Origin of the sequence: Noviherbaspirillum album, assembly GCF_035916955.1 — a bacterium.
Lineage (GTDB): Bacteria > Pseudomonadota > Gammaproteobacteria > Burkholderiales > Burkholderiaceae_D > Noviherbaspirillum > Noviherbaspirillum album.
The window spans coordinates 193,943-213,363 of sequence record NZ_JAWIIV010000002.1 but is presented as its reverse complement, the minus strand read 5'-3'; the positions used below and the strand labels follow the sequence as shown (position 1 = coordinate 213,363).

Sequence of the window (19,421 nt, the reverse complement as noted above, 5' to 3'; positions counted from 1 at the left end):
AGTGACGCTTGCATTGCGATACGCATCGTGGATCTCCAAAAAAGAAGGGACCCACCGCCCCAACGGGAGGATGAGTCCCGAAGGGGTGAAAATTACCGACGTCTTACGACGCGGTGCGACCGGTGCTAACGGCTTTGACTGCGGCGGCCAGGGCGATGAAACCAAGCCCCAAGGCTACCCAGACTGCACTTGCTATTGCTTTGTCCTGAAGGCTTGCTACCCCATGAGGGTCGCTTGCGGTCCAGAACAGAACAATCGGTAAGGCCATACAGCCAAACCCGAGCTTCTTCAACATGGTGTTTCTCCTGGTAAGAGGAAACGCACCTCCCCTGCGGGGAGATGAATCTCCCGTGGGGGACTGCCCAGCGATAGAGCAGCTGGACAACTGTGGAATAAGTTTTCGCGCGTGCGAAGTCTTGATCCTGTAATGCCAATCATGCAGTGATCGCGCCATCAGGCTAACCGCGCCTGTGGTTGACCGGATTTCTCCGATCGGTCATGACGCTTCCTCGAGCTACGATTGATAGCTGTCAGAGCGTCCCGCAACATAGTCCTTGCTTCATTGTCGTCGCGTCCTTCTTGCAGCGCAGTGTGAAGATCTACTGCAAAGCGAAGGCCCTTCTTGTCGCAGACGGCTTTGAGAAAGGATTGCACGTTTTGATTGGCAGGCATCATTGACTCCTTTGGGTGACTGGGACGTTCCCGTATGGGCACTGTTCCCAGATCCCATAAGGGGAACATCCCAGCTCTCGCTGGAATCTCCGATCCCTACCTGCTATTTTCCGACTTGGTCTGCTCCGACCGATACGCTGATCCAGCCGAGCGTAGCTGTCGGGGTGTTAGTGAAAACAGATACTGCCAGGGCTGCAAAAGAGACGGCGCCAGCGATGATGCCGACGGTGCCGCTCGCGGGTTTGGCTGCCTTGGGGCAGTCCACACCTTTGTCGAGCAATTCCTGTTGAGACAGGGAACTGCACTCTTGCCGCTGAGCTTGCATAACATCTGCCAGACTAAGCTCCTCCTCAGCGCGGGCACCAGTGGCGACCAGGCCGAGCAGGACTGCAGCAAACACAAAACGAGAAATAGAACGCATGGTAGACCTCACTAAAAATGTCGGCCCACCCTCTCCATCGGAGCGGGCTAGGCTCCGATGAAATGAATGGCTTTACTCTCCGACGGCCTTCGCGATACGGCTGTGATAGGTGTCGACGGCTTTTTCACCGCTGCTCAACAAGCTAAGCCCAGGGATAACTTGAGTGAGAGAGAGAAGCAGGACAACAGCAATACCTTTGATCATGGCGAAACTCCAAATGAAAAAGGGAGTACGCCATCCCGAACCGGAATGAAATACTCCCGGTTGGGAAAGCCAACAGCCAAAATGGCAGTCAGCAGTGATGGAAACCACATCGCCGAAGCGACCTCATTTCCGGAAATTGAAGTGTCAGGATGGCCAACGAGGTGAAGTCGCAGGGACTTCACCAGTCGGCTTGACCGGGTAGCGAATTCCGATCGGTAGCTCTCGGCGTGGCAAAACGCGTCAAGGAGCGCCTAGATTGTGCCGTCCTAAGACGGGTGTCGGAGACGAACTCCAACGGTAGCGGGTCGGTAGCGAACAACTGCTAGGACCGTGACCCAGTGAAGGATCGGTAGGAAGATCTAAACTGAAGACCAGCAAACAGGTCCTTAGGCAAGGAGGACGACCAGAAACGTTTCTATCGTATCTAAAACTTGCCGTCCACGCAAGACACCGTCGTCACTGTTTTTGCAAAAGCCCGAAATTGGGTGCATTCCCTTCCTCTGCTCCTGTCCACAGAAATTCCAGAAACGCTGGGGTCACCTCGGTAGCCTAGTTCTCATGAAACCCCGTCGGCGCCATCTCGCGCAGACATTACATGGAACGAGCAACGCTATGGCAATCGTTATGCAGGCATTCATCCTGATGGACACCGACAATCCTGAACTGGCACACAAGGCCCTGTTCAAGATCCTCAACGACGCAAACTTCGATTCGGGAAGCCCGGTTCTGGATTTCGCGCTCGGCTTCTCCCAGACGATGCCTCTGGACGACCAGCAGCAATATGTCGACGGCAGCTTCGTCCATACCATTCCAGGTGCCGCGCTCCTCGCAACAGCCAATCGTGTGGACATGCCATGCTGACCGATGACATCAAGCAGGAGATCCGCGGCAGCCTGGCCAAGATCGCCGGCGTCATGCCAGCCTTCAAGGCGCGGCCGGGACAGCGTGTCATGATCGCCGAGGTAGCTCGCGCCTTCGCCGCCAGCCAACAGGGCAAAAGCGACAAGGATAAATCGCCAGTCAACACCGGCAGCACGTTCGTCTGCGTCAACGGCGGCACCGGCATCGGGAAGAGCTTAGCCTATGTGCTTCCAGGAGCATTGATCGCACGGCGCCGGGAGAAAAAGCTCGTCATTTCGAGCTCGACTGTCGCCCTGCAGGAGCAGCTGGTACGCAAGGATCTGCCGCTTTTCCTGCCGGCCGCAGGCGTCCACATGAAATACGAGCTGGCCAAGGGACGCACCCGCTTCGTCTGCGAGCACAAGCTGCGCCGCGTCATCGAAGACATGCGACAGCTAGGCATGTTCCCCGGGAACGCAACAGAAGACGCGCCGGATGGGCACATCGGAGTCTACGAGACCCTGCTCAAAGACTTCGAGTCCGGCCAATGGGATGGCGATCGGGACACCATCGAGCGGATCGACGATGCCCAGTGGTCCACCATCACCACAGATCGCCATGGCTGCCTGTCTCGCCGCTGCCCGAACTACAAGACGTGCGCTCAGGTCAACTACCCCGGCCTGAAGGCCGGAGCTTGAAAGGAAACTAGCGAGCTTGGTTGACCAGACCTAGGAGCAGAATATCGCTACTACGTTGTAACGAAGTATAAGACTCACCTTTGGATGCTTCTTCAGTCCAAAGCTCTGAAAGTGGCAGGAGCAGACAAGCATAGGGTACGCACGAAACGGTCTGCCATAAGGGATAACTCCCTAAGCTGCGTTATAACATGGTCGAGGAGAGAGCATCGAAAGATGCCGTAACAAGGCCCGTAAGGGCAAAGATTTGAACTAGGAGAAAGCGTGGCAGTTTTCGTGTTGGATCGATATGGCAAGCCGGTAATGCCATGCACTGAGAAACGGGCGAGGCTCCTTCTCGAACGAGGCCGTGCGCGCGTGCACCGCGTACTGCCGTTCGCAATCCGGCTCATCGACTGCACCGTCGACTCTTGTGCATTACAGCCGCTACGACTCAAGCTGGACCCGGGTAGCAAAATCACCGGCATGGCGCTTGTGCGGGAGAAGGATGACGGCGTAGCGGTAGTAATGAATCTGTTTGAAGTGATTCACCGTGGTCGCCAAATTTCCGAAGCGCTGACGGCACGTCGCAGCATGCGGCGCGCACGTCGCGGCCGCAAGACTCGTTATCGCGCACCGCGGTTTTTGAATCGCAAGAGGCCGGCAGGATGGCTGGCACCGTCGCTTCAACATCGGGTGGAGACCACGGTGGCATGGGTTAAGCGGATCTGCCGTTGGGCGCCGGTCACAGCGCTCAGTACCGAGCTAGTCCGCTTTGACATGCAGGCAATGGAAAATCCAGACATCGACGGCGTCGATTATCAGCAAGGCACATTAGCCGGCTACGAACTACGCGAGTACCTGCTTGAGAAGTGGGGTCGCAAGTGCATCTACTGCGACAAGGAAAATGTCCCACTGCAAGTCGAGCATATCCATGCCCGAGCCAATGGTGGTAGCAACCGATCCAGCAACCTTGGTCTTGCTTGTCAGCCTTGCAACCAGAAAAAAGCGGCGAAGGATATTCGCGAGTTCCTGAAAAAGGAGCCGGCGCGACTGGCGCGGATTCTAGCGCACGTGAAACGCCCGCTAAAAGATGCAGCAACGGTCAATACGACACGGTGGGCGCTACTCAACAGCTTGAAGTCGACTGGCTTGCCGGTGGAGGCCGCATCAGGCGGACGAACCAAGTACAACCGGATTCGGCTCGGTGTACCGAAGACGCATGCGCTGGACGCGGTTTGCGTTGGAAAGATGGAATCGGTAGCAGGTTGGACGAGGCCAACGCTCGCTATCAGAGCTGCTGGCCGAGGATCGTACCAACGCACCAGAACTGACAAGTACGGCTTGCCGCGAGGATTCCTGATGCGCAAGAAATCGGTACGCGGCTTCCAAACAGGTGACATGGTGCGCGCTTCTGTGCCAAGCGGGAAAAAGGCCGGAACCTATGTCGGCCGCGTTGCAGTTCGCGCGTCTGGATACTTCAATATTCAGCTCGGAAAAGAGGTGGTTCAGGGAATCAGCTACCGACATTGCACAATGGTGCAGCGAGCCGACGGGTACGGATATTCTTTCAACATGGATAGCATTATGTAAGCGAAGAATGACATCGGTTTTTATACAAGACGAGTGGAGGAAGCTTTCAACACCTGGACGCTTTTCCTTGATGAGCCGTCGCTGGACGCGGCGCCGATCGCCAAATGGGTCGAAGCCATTCCTCACCGGTCACGTAATGGCGTGGAGCTACAGATTTGCGCCAGTCCGGTCGTTGCATCAGGCTATCTGAAGTCGCTGTTGTGGGAGCGCGCGGCCGGCGCCACCTTATGCTCGGCGACCATCACCACGCTCGGCAACTTCGACGATTTTCTGGCGCGCACCGGCCTTGTTCACTTCCCGGACACGGCTTGTGCGGACGTGCCCTCCCCGTTCGACTACAGCACACAAGGGTTGCTGGTCATTCCGCCACCCAAGGCGTCTCCAAAGGACGTTACAGCGCATACCGGCGATGTCGTGACGACTGTGTCTGACGAGATGGCTCGGCTAACCGGCGAAGGCATGCTAGTGCTCTTCACGTCTCACCGGCAGATGGACGAAGTGGCGCGGCAGCTCCCGCCGGCCCTGCGCCAGCTGGTACAGGTGCAAGGCGAGACGTCAAAGACAAAGATCCTTGACACGCATCGCGATCGAATCGACCGCGGCGAACCGTCGGTCATCTTTGGGATGGAGAGTTTTTCGGAAGGTGTCGACCTGGTCGGCAAGTACTGCACGGTGCTGATCATCACCAAGTTGCCGTTTCCGGCGCCAGATAACCCCGTTCTGGGACGCATTCCGAATGGATTGATCGCCGCGGCGGGAATTCCTTCATGCAGCTCTCAGTGCCGGACGCCGCGCGGAAGCTGGAGCAGCGGGTTGGCCGTCTGATCCGCACCGAATCTGACAACGGCCGTGTCGTGGTGCTCGATACCCGGCTTTGGACGACGCGCTTTGGCCGCCTCATCCTGCGTGGACTGCCACCGTTCCGAATCATGGCCATGGGCAAAGAAGTCATCGCCTAAAATAACAAGGAAGCGGAACATGAAACTGACGCAATGGCTGAAAAAACTGCTCGGCATCGATAAGCCGGACAAACTGCCCAGGAGGGATTTCCTCACCGCAGTGGAGGCTGAAGATACGGCTACCGTGCTCGGCATCTTGAAGACAGAAAGCGAGCGGGGAAATCCGGAGGCGATGGCGGCCTTGGCGGCGCTCTATAGTACCGGTCGTGGTGGCGTAGAGCAGAGCGACGCAGAGGCGGCTCTCTGGTACCGCCAGGCCGCTGTCCGGGGCTATGTGGACGCACAGGCCCTGTTGGGCTTGGCGCTCGCTACGGGCGGAGGGGTTGAGCCGAACCCTGAGGAAGCGGCTTATTGGCTCTACCTAGCCGCAACCGCTGGCCATGAAGCCGCATTGGAATGGCTCGCCGATCTGGTTTTTCAGGCGCCCGACGTGATCGGCAAGCATTTCAGCTCCACCGACTTAGCCAAGCTCCTCAAGGCGAAGGGCATCAACGAAATGAGAAAGCATTCTGCTCGAATGCGGCCGCCAGACGAATCCTGAAGCGCACCTGCACTTGCTATTCTTGTTGCATGGAAATAAGGTATAAATAGAGGGGCGAACCAACCACGTTGGTATACACGTGGACACCTTTTAGCTTTTTTGCATGCCGAATCCAACCTGCCAAGACTATGCACCAGCGCTGATCTGCGGGCACTCGGACTTGATACTTTATCTTGTGCCATCAATCGTGATGGCGGCCGTTTTCCATCGGCTGGCACAGCGCCATTCGATGTTCTTGCTGTTCTACCTCTCAGGTGTGCTACTGCATGAAGTCGCCCATCTGATCGCCGGCGTGCTCACCCGTGCACGTCCAAGCAGTTTCTCAATCATTCCTCGCCGTCAGGGTGATCAATGGGTCCTTGGCAGCGTGGGCTTCAACAATATCCGCTGGTGGAATGCAGTGTTTGTCGGCTTGGCGCCACTGTTGACGGTCACCGTGCCAATCCTGGTTGCGTACTGGCGCACCCGCTCAGGCCTTACCTTCGGATGGCTTGATGCGGGATTGGCTGCTGCACTCGCACCAGTCTTTTTATGTTTTTTACCTTCCCGTGCCGATCTGCGGATCGCCTTGTATTCCTGGCCCTATCTAGTGCCCATTGGTTTCTATATTGGTTTCATGAATCATTGGCAGCTCGGCCTTCTCCCGTCCACATAAAGCCTGACGCAGCGGTTAGCATGGCCTTGTAAGCTCCGCGAATCGGCCAATTACCAAGTGCGCATTCGGGGCCTGATCCGCACCATGTTCGGCAACGTCTCCAGCCGGAACGGTGAGGATCTTTACTCAATTGCCGGCAATCGACCCAAAGCGGAAGTAGACGATTCCGAAAAGCAGCCATTCGCCCCGCATGCACGGTACTCGCTAACCGGCAATCTACTGCCTGGAAAAAGTAATTCGCGCACTTCCCGGCCCAAGTGCCTGGGCCAGGTCGGCAGTGTCGTCCACTCGACCGATGCGAGTGTAGGAATACATGGAGTTGAAAGTCGAATAAAAGACGACGAGAGTGTCCGCGCCATAGAGCATAAGATCGCCACTACGGATGATTCCCGGCCGGCTCGCATTAATGTGCAGCGATGTCGGCAACTTGGCATGCTTCTCGTTGCCGTTAAGCTCTTCCATGTGCAGCGTCAGCGGCAATTGTGCGGAAAATGCACGCGCGGTATTGTTGTCGGCAAGGGTGATGGCAAAGCGACGTTCGTTGATGGTCATCCACATACGTGACTCCTTGGGTTTCTGAGAGCCCCCGACGGAACTGGACATGGAGGGCTCTCTGGCTTGGCAAGCGCCGGCCACTAGCATTCCAAGTAACAAACTCAGTCCGCGCAGGGGCAGAATTCCGCAATGGCGGTTCATTTATCGTTTGGAGGAAGTGGCTAGCATTTGCTTCAGTGCTATGCGCGCGCGTGTTGCGTTATTAGTGCCGACACGCTCAGCCAGCACCTGTACGAGCTGGTCCAATTGGTTGACCGTCAGGCCCACGTTCATGCTGATGCGCATGTGCGATTGCAATTGCGCCTCTGCGCCTGGTAGCGCGGACAGCATGCCAACGGTCGCCAATTCGCGGCTTTTCCAGTCCAAGTTGTCGCGCTCGAAGATGTCGCCAAACAGGTGGGTCTTGAGATACTCGTCGATGGCAGGCGCGAAATCGAACAGCGGCCCTTGGACGGGTTGCCCTACTAGCTTCGTCTGATTGGCGGTACCAGCAGCACGAAGTGCCTCACCCGTCGGGATGGGACGGCTTGGAGCACGCCCAGGTGCATCCTGGATGCCTCGCTGCCTACGCGCCTCCAGCACCTTCATGAGTTCGCCAAGAGCGTTCAGGCTGCGCGGGAAACCGGCGTAGGCATATACCTGCACCAATACTTCCGTGGTGTCACTTACTGTCAAGCCTGCATCCAGCCCTTGGTGCAACGCGGCGCTTAAACGGGGTATATCGCCTGCGGCGGCAAAGGCTGCAATGGGGACGATGGCCTGCTGCCGGGCCGAGAGCTTCTCGGAGATGGTTTGTGTTTGTGTCCCATCTGAGGATGTCGAGGTGGTCGGATCAGCTTGGCAAAGCACAGTCGTCAGGCCAAGTAGAGCGATGGCAAGTACGCTGGCCATGCGGCGCTTAGCGGCTGTTGTACTGGTCATCACTGACTTTCTCCATCCATTCAACATTTTTGCCATCCTTCGTACCGGTGACTGCCAGATGGGTCATGGCGGTCTTTGGCGCGGCGCCATGCCAATGCTTGACGCCGGGCGGGCACCACACCACGTCTCCGGGGCGGATTTCCTGCACTGGCTTACCCCATTCCTGAGTGAGCCCCATGCCTGAGACGACCACCAGGCGCTGCCCTGCCGGATGCGTGTGCCAGGCCGAGCGCGCCCCGGGCTCGAACGTGACCAGCGCGCCGGAAGCGTTGATACCGTCATCCGCCGGCCAAACCATGTCTACACGAACCTGGCCAGTAAAGTTGGCGGCCGGACCCGCGGCTGAAGGCTGGCTTCCAGCACGCGTGATTTGCTGGACGGCGGGGGAAGCACCACTTGCCTCAGCGGCCCCCACTAAGGCCGGCTGAAGCGCGGCGATGTACAAAGTGATGCTTAAAAGCGGAAAACGCATGACATTCATCCTTTCAAAAATTGGCTCCCTTCGATAAGGGAATCGAGGAAACGCTACTTCCGTCGTTCCCCAAGCGGCCCTTGGGGAACGACATTACGCTTGATAGAAGCTTTGGCGCGGGTGGGCTGCTCACCGCAGGTCTGCTTTGCAAGCTGTCGCATAGGCTGAGGCCTGATCCTGCCGCGCCAGTCTCACCGGGTGAAAGAGCCGGCTGGCCGCGATACCCCGCACTGCTAGTCGAGTCCGGCCCACCATTGCGAGAACTGCTGCTCGGGCTCGCCGAGTTGGACTGGCTCACCGATACGCGGCGTCAGCAGCCGGTAGCTCTTGCCCTGGCTCGCTGTGGCCGCCCGCTTGAACGGCTCATCCCAGGCATGTCGCGCCAGGGTAAAGCGCCCTGCGTGTGCTGTCAGAAGCGTGCGAGCTCCCAGCAGCTCCGCCGCGCGGGATGCTTCTTCGGGGTTCATGTGGATGTCGGCCCACCGCTCGTTGTACTGGCCCGCATCGAGCGCTGCCAGGTCGAAGCTGCCGAAGCGTTTGGCGATATCAGCAAAGTGCGGACCAAAGCCCGTGTCGCCGCTGAAATACAACCGTCGCTGGTTGGTCTCGAGGGCGAAGCTGACCCAAAGGCTCTGGTTGCGTTTCATAAAGCGGCCGGAGTAGTGCTGCGCCGGCAATACGTGCACTTTCAGGCCAGGCGCAACATCCACGCTCGCATGCCAATCGGCTTCCCGGATCTTTTCAGGCGGGTAGCCCCAGAGCGCCAGATGCGCACCGTTTCCCAGCCCTGTCACGACCAGCCCAGTCCTCGGCTCCAGCCCCTTCATGCTCGCGTAGTCAAGATGGTCGTAGTGATCGTGGGTGATCAGGATGACGTCGATGTCCGGCATGTTCTCGACAGCGTAGGGACTGGTGCCGTCAAAGGCGCGGACCATCCATGGCAGTGGCGCCGCGTAATCGCTGAAGACAGGGTCAATCAGCAGGCGCTTGCCACTGAGCTGCACATAGTACGAGGAATGACCTAGCCAAATTACCGTGTCCCGGTCACGAGGCAATGAGGCCAAGTCTGTCTTGACGGAGGGCAGCGGCACGGGCGGCGTCGGTCGGTCCCTGGGCTCGAAACGACCCTTGAATACTGCCCAGATGAAGGCAAAGCCCCCAGGACGCGGCGGAGAGGCCACCTCGTTTTGGAACACGCCGTTCCGGTAGTGAGGTGACGCTTGCACTGCCTCCAACCGTTCGCCCTCAGGCAACTGCCCAAGCGGACGGTAAAGGTAGGCGCAGGCGCTGACAACGAGTGCGCACGCCATGACCATCACCGACATCAAAAGTCGTTTCATGTTATTTCCCACTAGAATTTATAGGGGTGGGCGTGGTCGCCCACCCCAGTTGGCGCGTCACTACGCCAAGTACGCGCGGAAGAAGGAAGTTAGTTTATCGAAGGGGATCACATCAACGCGGTCGTACAGGTCAGTGTGGCTGGCCCCCGGGATAATCATCAGTTCCTTCGGTTCCGCCGCAGCCGCATAGGCGGTTTCGCTGAAATAGCGCGAATGCGCTTTCTCACCATGGATAAACAGGACCGGGCGTGGAGAAATTTCGGCGATGTACGTCAGAATCGGCATGTTCATGAACGGCAGCGGTGTTGTTTGCGTCCACGAGCCGTTTGAGTTGATCGCCCGCCGATGGAAGCCGCGCTGCGTCCGGTAGTAATCGTGGTAGTCCACCAGGAATTGCGGTTCTCCACCTTTGAGCTCATTCATGACCGGTCCATAGGACGGACCGCCTTTTTCCACATCCTGCCAACGCTGCCGGCTCAGTTGCTCCAGCGTTTGCGCACGCTGCTCCGGAGTCACGCTGTCGTTGTAGCCCTTGGACATGACGCGCGTCATGTCGTACATGGTGCTTACCGCGACGGCCCTGACGCGTTTGTCGACCGCAACGGCACTTAGCGCCATCCCGCCCCAGCCACAAATGCCGATGACGCCGATACGCCCGCGGTCAACGAAAGGCAGCAATCCGATATAGTCCACCGCCGCGCTGAAGTCCTCAGTGTTAATGTCCGGTGATGCGACATTGCGCGGCTCGCCGCCGCTTTCCCCCGTATAAGACGGATCGAACGCCAGCGTAATGAATCCCCGTTCCGCCATCGTTTGGGCATAGAGCCCCGACGACTGCTCCTTCACCGCGCCGAACGGGCCGCTGATGACGAGTGCCGCCAGCCTGCCGCTGGCATTCTTTGGCTGGTACAGGTCAGCCGCCAACGTAATGCCGTAGCGGTTTTTGAAGCTGACCTTTTTGTGGTCAACCTTGTCGCTTTTGGCGAAAGTTTTATCCCATTTGTCCGTCATTTGTTTTGTCGACCGCGCGGAAGGCTGCGCTGCAGCCACGGACGCGACACTCAACGTGGCGATGCTGAGGCCCGTCATTTTCAGCAGGTTGCGGCGTCGCGCGTCAGGCGAGTCCTGAATTGCCATGGCGTTGCCAGTTTCATTCTGAGTGCTCATGTTTATTTCTCCTGTTGGTTCATATTCAAGCGGCAAGGGTTGCGTTATCGATTACGAATCGATATTTCACTTCGCCCTTCAGCATCCGCTCGTAGGCTTTATTGATTTCGTCGGCCCGGATCAGCTCGATGTCCGCCACGATGCCGTGCTCTGCGCAGAAATCCAGCATCTCCTGCGTCTCTGGCATGCCCCCGATCATCGAACCGGCCAGGCTGCGGCGTTTCATGATCAAGTTGAACACCTGCGGCGAAGGATGTGGTGACGCCGGTGCGCCCACCAGCGTCATCGTGCCGTCACGTTTGAGCAGCGCCAGGAAGGCATCGAGGTCATGTGGAGCCGCCACGGTATTCAGGATCAGGTCAAGGCTATTGGCGTGCAGACTCATTTCCTCGACGTGACGCGAGACGGCGACCTCATGCGCACCCAGAGCCAAGGCCGCCGCGCGCTTGGATTCAGATGTGGTGAACGCCACTACATGCGCGCCTAGTGCGCGCGCAAGCTTGATGCCCATGTGACCCAATCCGCCGATGCCGACCACGCCAACTTTCCGGCCTGGCCCAATCTTCCATAGGCGCAGCGGGGACCAAGTGGTAATGCCGGCACACAGAAGTGGTGCGACGGCGGCCAGTTGCTCCTCGGGGTGGCGTATGCGCAGCACGTAGCGTTCATGCACGACGATTTGTTGCGAATAGCCGCCTAGTGTGTGGCCCGGCGCGTCGGACGTGGGGCCGTTGTAGGTGCCGACCATGCCGTCGCAGTAGTTCTCGAGCCCCTCGTCGCACTCGGCGCAGTGCTTGCAGCTATCTACGATGCAGCCGATGCCGACCAGATCACCGGGCATGAAGCCCAGCACATGCACGCCCACCGCAGACACGCGGCCCACGATCTCGTGGCCGGGCACGCAGGGATAAGACGTGCCCGCCCACTCGGCCCGAACCTGGTGGATGTCGGAGTGGCACACGCCGCAGTAGGCGATGTCGATCTGCACGTCGTGCGCGCCGGGGGCGCGCCGGGTAATGTCCATGGATTCGAGGGGCTTGTCGCCGGCGTAGGCGCCGTAGGCTTTGACTGTCATGTGTGATTCCTTAGATTGAGTAGACATGGGCTCGGGGTACTTGCCAAAGTTAGTACGCCAAAAAGCGGCCCGTGACGATGACTCCCGTCCATACGAAAGCCGAAACCAGTGCGGAAACCTTCGCTAGCAGCGGAGGAAGGGCATCCAAATCCCAATCCGCCACCTTCCGGTAGATGCCTTTGTGGAACACCAGGACGTTGATGCCGGCAACAACGATGAGTCCGAATTTCCACGGCGCAGCGTCGGCAGCCGCAACCACGATTGCCTGTGCACTGAGCAGTGCGATGCCTGTGGTCGCGACTATGGCCAGACCTATATGGGAGACGGGCAGCAGACAGTGCGCGGCTGTGGTTACAGACACGATGCGATGCCCGGTTCCCAACAGTCGGAGATCGAAAGTGAAAGCTGGGCCAACAAGGAGCGCGATCCCAAGGATGTGGATGGACTCAAGCACGGGATAAAGGTATTGGGCATTCCGTACCGTCTCGCCGAGTGCAGAGTCCTGCAACAGCATCAACCACGCGTTGAACAAATCGGGCATACGCAGCAGCTCAATTCCGTCCAGAGTTCAGCAGTGGTGCGCGAAACGGGAGCGTGTTGCCGAGCACTTGGTTGACCGGTACGGCATCCTCTCCATACCAGAACACAACCGGGCGGAACAGGCCGTCATCTGTCCGATTGATGTAGCCGACCGCCTGGAAGCGCTCCCCGATTTTCAGCGCACGCCCCAAGCCCCATCTGCCCGACCAGGCCGGCGGTGCAATGATGACCTCTAGCTTTTGGTGAGGGCCTTTGTATGAGGGAGCCGCAGTGACCCGGATACTGTCTTGGGGATCTTGCAACTGCTCGGGAATCGCCAGCTTGGGCGTCTGGGCAGGCGGGTTGCGAGCCAGGGTCACATCGAATTGCGAGTGCGGATTACCCCAAACACCCTGCGATGAGACTGTTCCGGCAATGTAAATAAGGTGATCAGTCTCGAAGGCGGCCCAACCATGATGCGCGAACGCTGGGATTGTCGGCAGCAAGGCCAGGAAAAACGACGCTACCATCGCAAGCCTTGCGAGGGGTGGCAAACGGCGATATAGGGTACCAGCCCGTTCGGCGCGCACTTGATGGATGTCCGAATGGCATACGGCGCAAAAGGCAATGTCGATCTGCACGGTATGCGTGCCAGGCGCACGACGAGTGATGTCCATGGCTTGCAGTGGGGCCGTTGCCGTGTTGGCACCGTAGGCTTTGACTGTCATTGAAATCCTCATTGTTTGTTGATAGGAAATCAGGCGCAATGCGTCCGCTCGATCCGCGCGGTCAGGTAAGCAAGGACCGCCGCGATCAGCAGCAAGGTGGCGCTCGCTACGAACGTGGCTAGATAACCGATCCCATCGAACAGCACGCCGCCGATGCTCGAACCCAAGGCGATGGAAAGCTGGACTGCGGCCACCATCAGACCGCCGCCGGCCTCTGCGTCTCGTGGCAGCGATTTGGCCAGCCATGCCCACCATCCGACGGGGGCGGCCGTTGCCACCAATCCCCATAAGCCGAGCAGCACAAAGGCGGCGGAGGTCGACTTGCCGAAGGCGATCAAGGCCAAGGCGATGGCGGCCATGATGAGCGGGATAGCGATCAGAGTCCGGTACAAGCCCGCTTTCAGAAATCCACCGATAAGCGCCGTGCCGGCAAAGCCAGCGATGCCGAGCGTTAAAAGGATCATCGAGAGCATGCGCACATCTACGCCGGTGACGGTTTCCAGGAAGGGCCTGACATAGGTGAACAGCATGAACTGGCCCATGAAGAAAACACCGACCGCCAGCATGCCCACAGCGACCAAGGGGCTTTTCAGCAGGCTGAAGACATTCGTGGAGGCTGTCACGCGCGGCGTGGCCTTCATGGACGGCAAGCTGATCCATTGCCAGGCCAACGCGATTAGCGTGAGCGGCACCAGGCAGAGAAAAGCACCACGCCAACCGATGATTCCGCCGAGATAGCTTCCCAGTGGGGCGGCCACCACGGTCGCCAGTGCGTTGCCGCCGTTGAAGATGGCCAGCGCCTTGGGCACGCTTTGGGACGGCACCAACCGCATGGCTGTCGCCGCCGACATCGACCAGAAGCCACCGATCACTACACCGATCAGCGCGCGGCCAATCATGTACACCACATAGTTGGAGGACAGGCCGACGATCAGTCCCGAGACGCACATCAGTCCCGTCAACAGCAGGAGTAGCGTCTTACGGTTCATTGAGCCGGCGATTGTCGAGATAGAAAGACTGGTCAGCACCGCGAAGGCGCCGGATATGGCAATGCCATAGCCTGCCAGGCCTTCGCTGACGTGGAGGTCGGCGGCAAGCGGAGTCAGCAGGCTCACAGGCATGAATTCCGAGGCGATCAGTGCGAAGACGCACAACGTCATCGAGAAAACACCCGCCCAGAAAGCTTGGCGATCTCCGGTGCCTTGACGAGCAAGGACGTTACCCCGGGAGTCAAGAACATGTTCGGTCATAAATGTCTGCTTCTCGGAGATGTTGTTTCCATGTCCTGAATTGTCGCTTGCCCGTATAGGGGTGATAAGCCGGTACAATCTTGATGTGGTTGTGAAAAAAATTCAGCAATGGCACAAACAAAAGTTAACGATTTGCAAGCTTTTCTGGTAGTGGCGCGGGAACAGAGCTTTACTAAGGCCGCAGCCAGGCTGGACATCACGCCGTCCGCCCTGAGCCATACGATCAGGGCTCTCGAGGAAAGGCTCGGCGTGCGCCTGCTGGCACGCACGACCAGAAATGTGGCGCCGACAGAGGCAGGTGAGAGACTGATGCGTTCAATCGCACCGCTTTTCGATCAGATTGCTGCCGAGGTTGAGGCGCTTGGAGAATTGCGTGAAAAACCTGCCGGAACGATCCGGATCACTTGTACTGATGATGTAATCGAACTGTATTTGAGGCCGGTGCTGGCGTCGTTCCTGAAAAACTATCCGGACATCACCCTGGAGCTCTTCGTCGACTACGGGTTCACAAACATTGTCCAAGAGCGATTCGACGCTGGCATACGCTTGGGCGAAGCAATCAGCAAAGACATGATCGCCGTTCGCATCAGCCCCGATTGGCGCCTGGCGGTGGTTGGGTCCCCGGCCTATTTTGAACGTTGTCCCCCGCCCGTCACGCCTTATGAGCTAACCAATCACACCTGCGTCAATATCCGGCATAGGCCGTCCGGGGCTATCTACGCTTGGGAATTCGAAAGGAATGGCAAGGCGTTTACCGTCAAGGGCGAAGGACAACTCGTCTTCAACAGTGTTGTTCATATGCTTAACGGCGCACTGGACGGCATCGGATTGGCCTACGTGCCCGAAGCGCTTGCCGCGCCCTACCTAGCTGACGGACGCCTCAAGGAAGTGCTGGCTGACTGGTGTCCATATTTCCAGGGTTTTCACTTGTACTACCCGCACAGGCGCCAAACTTCCCCGGCCTTTTCGGCATTTGTCGACGCGGTGAGGTATAGGGGCGAGCTTGGAGCGAGTTCTTAAGCTGCCCAGAAGGACCCCGTGAGAAAAGAGCTGTAGGCACAGCTTCCAGAACGACCGGTATTGGTCGGGCCCGGCAGTAGATCGCTTTCGGGCGGTCGGCGGCTATTGACCACTATCAGGACGGTGCCAGGCCGGGCGGGATATGCCGCATGCGACCCCAAGCCGCCATAGCCCTTTCCACAAAGCTGCCACTTGTCCGTATACCGCCCTAGGCGCGGGAGCACTCTGGGGAGCATGGATAGTTGTGAATTTTCACACGGCCTTGACCGAAACCGGACATCGTGGGTTTGCTCTCTGGGGAAAACGAGTAGTAATAATATGTAGCTTCATTTCGGACCAGCGGCGCATTGAAACCCTCATCGAAACCGCATCCTTGCCTTGCCATTATTAACGCAAGTTAATTGCTGAGATCGTCTCTGTGTCATTTCACCATGACTTGGCTTTTCAAAGACCTTAACCGGGATTGACGGTAGTATTTAGCGCCGCAATCAAGTCCTCAATTACTACCGGCTTTTTCAAATGAAGGTCGAATCCGCTGGTAAGGGCTTTTTCCCGATCAGAAGGCTGTCCATATCCCGTGATCGCAACTAATCGCATCTTGGCAGTCCGTAAATCCTTCCTGAGTTGAGACGCGACCTCGTATCCAGACATATCTGGAAGGTCGATATCCACCAGCGCGACGTCTGGCAGATTTGCATATGCGTTTTCGATGCCGCTCTGGCCGTTTTCTGCACTGATGATCTCAAATCCATATTCACCAAGCATTGCGCACATCATTTCACGCACATCGCGGTTGTCCTCTATCACTATGATTTTGCCTGCTTTCGAGCGTTGAACGGACTTCGGTGCATCAGGGTGAACTGAAGACTGTTCTGCTAACGGAAATCGGATCGAGAACACGCTACCTTGGTTGATGCCCGGGCTTTCTGCAACTAAGGTCGCGCCATGCTGTTTCGCTAGAGAATTCACTACTGCAAGACCAATGCCCAAGCCACCTTTTGATCGGTTGATGACCTTCCCCTGAACAAATACTTCGACTGCTCGGGAAAGCAGCTCTGGGGGAATACCGACACCAGTATCCTCGACGGCGAAGATCGCAAGGCCTTCCTGCGCCTTGACCGAAACTTTAATTGAGCCGCCTTCTTGCGTGTACTTGAGAGCATTTTCAATAAGGTTGCTAATCATTTGTTCAAGGCGAGTCGCGTCAGCTTCAATGATTGCCGGTGATAACTCGACACGCATATGATGCGCACTAGTTGCACCGCGCGCTTCAAAAGCCGACAGGCAACTTTGCACCGCAGCCTGAAGATCAATGGCAGTTTTGGTCAACGTTATCTTGCCACTCAGGATGCGATGGGCGTCGAGTAACTCATCGACAAGATGGCTCAGATGGTTGGTCTGACGCGCAATGATCCCTTTCGCTTTCATTGAACGCTCAGCGTCAACGTTCGGCATATTAAGCAGCGTAACCCCGGAGGATATTGCGGCCAAAGGGTTACGTAATTCATGGCCTAGCATGGCCAAGAAGTCATCCTTTGCCTTGTTTTGCTCTTCAGCGACCGCCTGTGCTTTTTCAGCGACTGCGCGGGCTTGTTCTGCTTCCTCGAGATGGCGCACCCTTGCGGTCTCACTTTGAAGCAGAAGATTGCCGGCTTTATGCAATGCCATCTGCAATTGGTTCATTTCGGCGACACGCAGATCTTCGATGGGCGGCACTTGACGTTGACCTAGTAAGCCGGCTGATCGCGAAGCTTTTTCAATCGCACCAACCAGCCGCCGGCTAAACAGAATCGCCCCTGTCACCGCAAAAAGAATCGCGACGATAAACCCAACCGCGGTCAAAGCCACTGATCGCACGGCCGCGTATTGGATTTCCGCAGCAGGAACCCCAACACCGACCGTCCATCCAGTCACAGGCGATCGTGTCCATGCTCCATACACTTTAATACCATCGCGGATGTAGCCCTGTGATATCCCCTCGAAGCCGGACACAATCATGTCTCTCTGCTTCTCCATCGGCGGGTTTCCAACGTATTCGTCAGTTCTTGCATTTCTAGCAATCGTAATGCCTTCTCGGTCGAACACCGAGATCACCCAGGTTTTTGGAATGTTCTGCGACGGGATCAGATCGTTTAAGTGGCTGGAAAACATCCATTGATTGATGAGAAATCGTCTCCCGTCATTGATCTGAACAGGAAATTCCGCGGCCACCACATATTTTTTGGTGGCTCTGCCTTTGAGCAAACTGGTGTAGCTAGGCTTTTTATTGGCGAATACGTTGCGTACGCGTTCTTTTGTAATGTCGGTTGGTGGCGGAATCACGGCACCAAATGGGGCTGCAGTATTAAGTAGTTGATGGCCGGACTCATCAATCAGCGCCAGATTCACCATACTGCCGGCATTTGCCGTTTTGGCCTGTTGGTAAAAATCCTCAAAATCTCCCTTCGCGAGAGTGCGCGAGGTACCAAGGGATTGGGCCACGGCCATAGCAGCAGCCATTTCTCTGTCCATAACGAGGACGGTGGCTCTTGCCGCTTCCTGCATGCCCCTAAGGACCGCCTCCCTTTCGGCTGCAATAAGAAAATTGAGCACTACAGCTGAAAATAGGACTACAGGCAGCAAAACGGCAAGCACCAGCAACCCAAGATGGGATCGTACATTCATGTAAGTTGCTCGTATAGGGAAGGATCAGAGACGCTTCCAAGGAAGGAGATTAGAGCCTGTTATGAACTAAGGCCGAAGATGGACATGGTTTTGCTGAGCATGAGGCAGACGAAGGCAACATAGTGAAGTCCAGCTAACGTCTCTGCCATGCGCTCATAATCGCGTGCCAGCCTTCGGAAGCGTGCCGCCCAAGCAAAGCTGCGCTCTACCACCCATCGCCGTGGCAGCAGCACGAAGCCCTTCTTAGCTTCAGTATGCTTGACCACCACCAACTCCATGCAAAAGTCCTGCGCCTGTTCTGCTGCGGCTTCACCGGTGTAGCCTTGATCAACATAAGCGATCTCGACGTTAAGATTGGTCGCTTCCTGTACGCTCTGGGCCAGGTGTGCCACCTGATCCCGATCTTGTTTGTTAGCCGGCGTGACATGCAGTGCCAGCAAATGACCCAAGGTATCAACCGCCGCATGGACCTTCGATCCTTTACGGCGTTTTGCGCCGTCATAGCCGGCCCGTGCACCACTTTCCGGTGTCGATTGGATCGTTCGGCTATCGAGGATAGTGGCTGTCGGTGCCGGTTCGCGTCCGGCAGCCAAACGCAACAGGGAGCGCAGATCATGCGCTATCGCTTCGAAGCAACCTGCCTTGATCCAGCGCTGCGTCTGTTGATACACGGTGTACCAGGGTGGAAAATCATGCGGCAACATGCGCCATGGCGCGCCGCTTCTCACCAGCCAGCGTAGGGCATTGAACACCTCGCGCAATGAATGCTCACGTTGCGCTGCGTCCAATGGCAGTAACGATAGATAGGGTGCAACGAAGTCCCATTCTTCATCTTGCACGTCGCTTGGATACGGTTTTCTGACAGTCATGCCGCCATGGACTTGTTGCTATTTCATTAGTTCATAACAGCCTCTAGCAATCATAATAATCTTGAATTGTTGCATAAAAATAACATTGTTGCTGGTTCAGATATTGGAGGCTTTATTCATGAAACTCCCGCTTTCGAAAGTAGGCGCCCTGATACCTTGAAACTGCCCGTGAGGGCATTGGAACCGCGCAACTCTCATACCAGTACAATAGCGTTCGACAAAGGCTTCACTGGCCGAAACAAGGGAATTTATATGTTGAACCGGTGCAACAGGTGATGGTAT

The 19,421-nt window shown here is 57.1% G+C and carries 21 protein-coding genes and 1 pseudogene; 9 read left to right on the top strand and 13 right to left on the bottom strand.

Annotated features, from left to right (window positions below; genetic code table 11):
- Positions 1-103 precede the first annotated feature (103 nt).
- On the bottom strand, positions 104-295 hold the full coding sequence (locus RY831_RS03790; protein ID WP_326505002.1) for a hypothetical protein: 192 nt from the start codon (positions 293-295) through the stop codon (positions 104-106).
- A gap of 480 nt (positions 296-775) precedes the next feature.
- Complete coding sequence (locus RY831_RS03785) at positions 776-1,093, bottom strand: hypothetical protein (protein WP_326505001.1); 318 nt, start codon at positions 1,091-1,093, stop codon at positions 776-778.
- 66 nt (positions 1,094-1,159) lie between these two features.
- On the opposite strand from RY831_RS03785, the gene RY831_RS03780 reads away from it, so the two are divergent.
- From RY831_RS03780 to RY831_RS03750, 8 genes are all read left to right on the top strand, one after another.
- A complete protein-coding gene (locus tag RY831_RS03780) occupies positions 1,160-1,462 on the top strand; it encodes a hypothetical protein (protein WP_326505000.1) in 303 nt (100 codons plus the stop codon).
- A gap of 447 nt (positions 1,463-1,909) precedes the next feature.
- Positions 1,910-2,158: a hypothetical protein gene (locus RY831_RS03775; RefSeq protein WP_326504999.1), complete on the top strand. Its 249-nt coding sequence runs from the start codon at positions 1,910-1,912 to the stop codon at positions 2,156-2,158.
- Positions 2,152-2,835: an ATP-dependent DNA helicase DinG gene (locus tag RY831_RS03770; RefSeq protein ID WP_326504998.1), complete on the top strand. Its 684-nt coding sequence runs from the start codon at positions 2,152-2,154 to the stop codon at positions 2,833-2,835. Before RY831_RS03775 ends, RY831_RS03770 begins: the two co-directional genes overlap by 7 nt.
- Before the next feature lie 261 nt (positions 2,836-3,096).
- The gene (iscB, locus tag RY831_RS03765; protein WP_326504997.1) at positions 3,097-4,404 is read left to right on the top strand and encodes an RNA-guided endonuclease IscB; all 1,308 of its coding nucleotides are present in this window, start codon (positions 3,097-3,099) and stop codon (positions 4,402-4,404) included.
- Between the two features lie 33 nt (positions 4,405-4,437).
- Positions 4,438-5,229, top strand: coding sequence for a helicase C-terminal domain-containing protein (locus tag RY831_RS03760; protein ID WP_326504996.1), 792 nt, complete (start codon positions 4,438-4,440; stop codon positions 5,227-5,229).
- Positions 5,172-5,363, top strand: a complete 192-nt coding sequence (locus RY831_RS33195) for a helicase C-terminal domain-containing protein (protein WP_367576080.1) — start codon at positions 5,172-5,174, stop codon at positions 5,361-5,363. The genes RY831_RS03760 and RY831_RS33195 overlap by 58 nt, the downstream gene beginning before the upstream one ends.
- A 19-nt stretch (positions 5,364-5,382) precedes the next feature.
- Complete coding sequence (locus RY831_RS03755; RefSeq protein ID WP_326504995.1) at positions 5,383-5,904, top strand: tetratricopeptide repeat protein; 522 nt, start codon at positions 5,383-5,385, stop codon at positions 5,902-5,904.
- 103 nt (positions 5,905-6,007) lie between these two features.
- Entirely contained in the window at positions 6,008-6,559 is a 552-nt protein-coding gene (locus tag RY831_RS03750; protein ID WP_326504994.1) for a hypothetical protein, read from the top strand.
- A gap of 216 nt (positions 6,560-6,775) precedes the next feature.
- Here RY831_RS03750 and RY831_RS03745 read toward each other — a convergent pair whose 3' ends face one another.
- From RY831_RS03745 to RY831_RS03705, 9 genes and pseudogenes are all read right to left on the bottom strand, one after another.
- A complete protein-coding gene (locus RY831_RS03745; RefSeq protein WP_326504993.1) occupies positions 6,776-7,117 on the bottom strand; it encodes a cyclophilin-like fold protein in 342 nt (113 codons plus the stop codon).
- Between the two features lie 138 nt (positions 7,118-7,255).
- The gene (locus tag RY831_RS03740) at positions 7,256-8,035 is read right to left on the bottom strand and encodes a carboxymuconolactone decarboxylase family protein (protein ID WP_326505182.1); all 780 of its coding nucleotides are present in this window, start codon (positions 8,033-8,035) and stop codon (positions 7,256-7,258) included.
- Positions 8,013-8,507 (bottom strand): (R)-mandelonitrile lyase, encoded by a 495-nt coding sequence (locus RY831_RS03735; RefSeq protein ID WP_326504992.1) that lies wholly within the window; start codon positions 8,505-8,507, stop codon positions 8,013-8,015. The genes RY831_RS03740 and RY831_RS03735 overlap by 23 nt, the downstream gene beginning before the upstream one ends.
- 233 nt (positions 8,508-8,740) lie before the next feature.
- A complete protein-coding gene (locus tag RY831_RS03730; RefSeq protein WP_326504991.1) occupies positions 8,741-9,847 on the bottom strand; it encodes an MBL fold metallo-hydrolase in 1,107 nt (368 codons plus the stop codon).
- A 60-nt stretch (positions 9,848-9,907) separates the two neighbouring features.
- The gene (locus tag RY831_RS03725; protein ID WP_326504990.1) at positions 9,908-11,014 is read right to left on the bottom strand and encodes an alpha/beta hydrolase; all 1,107 of its coding nucleotides are present in this window, start codon (positions 11,012-11,014) and stop codon (positions 9,908-9,910) included.
- A 25-nt stretch (positions 11,015-11,039) separates the two neighbouring features.
- Positions 11,040-12,089, bottom strand: a complete 1,050-nt coding sequence (locus RY831_RS03720; protein ID WP_326504989.1) for an NAD(P)-dependent alcohol dehydrogenase — start codon at positions 12,087-12,089, stop codon at positions 11,040-11,042.
- Positions 12,090-12,138: 49 nt separating this feature from the next.
- Positions 12,139-12,630, bottom strand: coding sequence for a DUF6644 family protein (locus tag RY831_RS03715; protein WP_326504988.1), 492 nt, complete (start codon positions 12,628-12,630; stop codon positions 12,139-12,141).
- Between the two features lie 526 nt (positions 12,631-13,156).
- A pseudogene (locus tag RY831_RS03710) lies at positions 13,157-13,336 on the bottom strand (NAD(P)-dependent alcohol dehydrogenase); the annotation flags it as partial.
- Between the two features lie 29 nt (positions 13,337-13,365).
- Positions 13,366-14,586 (bottom strand): MFS transporter, encoded by a 1,221-nt coding sequence (locus RY831_RS03705; protein ID WP_437126207.1) that lies wholly within the window; start codon positions 14,584-14,586, stop codon positions 13,366-13,368.
- A gap of 108 nt (positions 14,587-14,694) precedes the next feature.
- Here RY831_RS03705 and RY831_RS03700 point away from each other — a divergent pair, with 108 nt between their 5' ends.
- Positions 14,695-15,606: a LysR family transcriptional regulator gene (locus tag RY831_RS03700; RefSeq protein WP_326504987.1), complete on the top strand. Its 912-nt coding sequence runs from the start codon at positions 14,695-14,697 to the stop codon at positions 15,604-15,606.
- Between the two features lie 453 nt (positions 15,607-16,059).
- Here the strand turns inward: RY831_RS03700 and RY831_RS03695 are convergent, their stop codons facing one another.
- Together RY831_RS03695 and RY831_RS03690 are read right to left on the bottom strand one after the other, a co-directional pair.
- On the bottom strand, positions 16,060-18,270 hold the full coding sequence (locus RY831_RS03695; RefSeq protein ID WP_326504986.1) for an ATP-binding protein: 2,211 nt from the start codon (positions 18,268-18,270) through the stop codon (positions 16,060-16,062).
- A 59-nt stretch (positions 18,271-18,329) separates the two neighbouring features.
- Complete coding sequence (locus tag RY831_RS03690; RefSeq protein WP_326504985.1) at positions 18,330-19,139, bottom strand: IS5 family transposase; 810 nt, start codon at positions 19,137-19,139, stop codon at positions 18,330-18,332.
- Positions 19,140-19,421 lie beyond the last annotated feature (282 nt).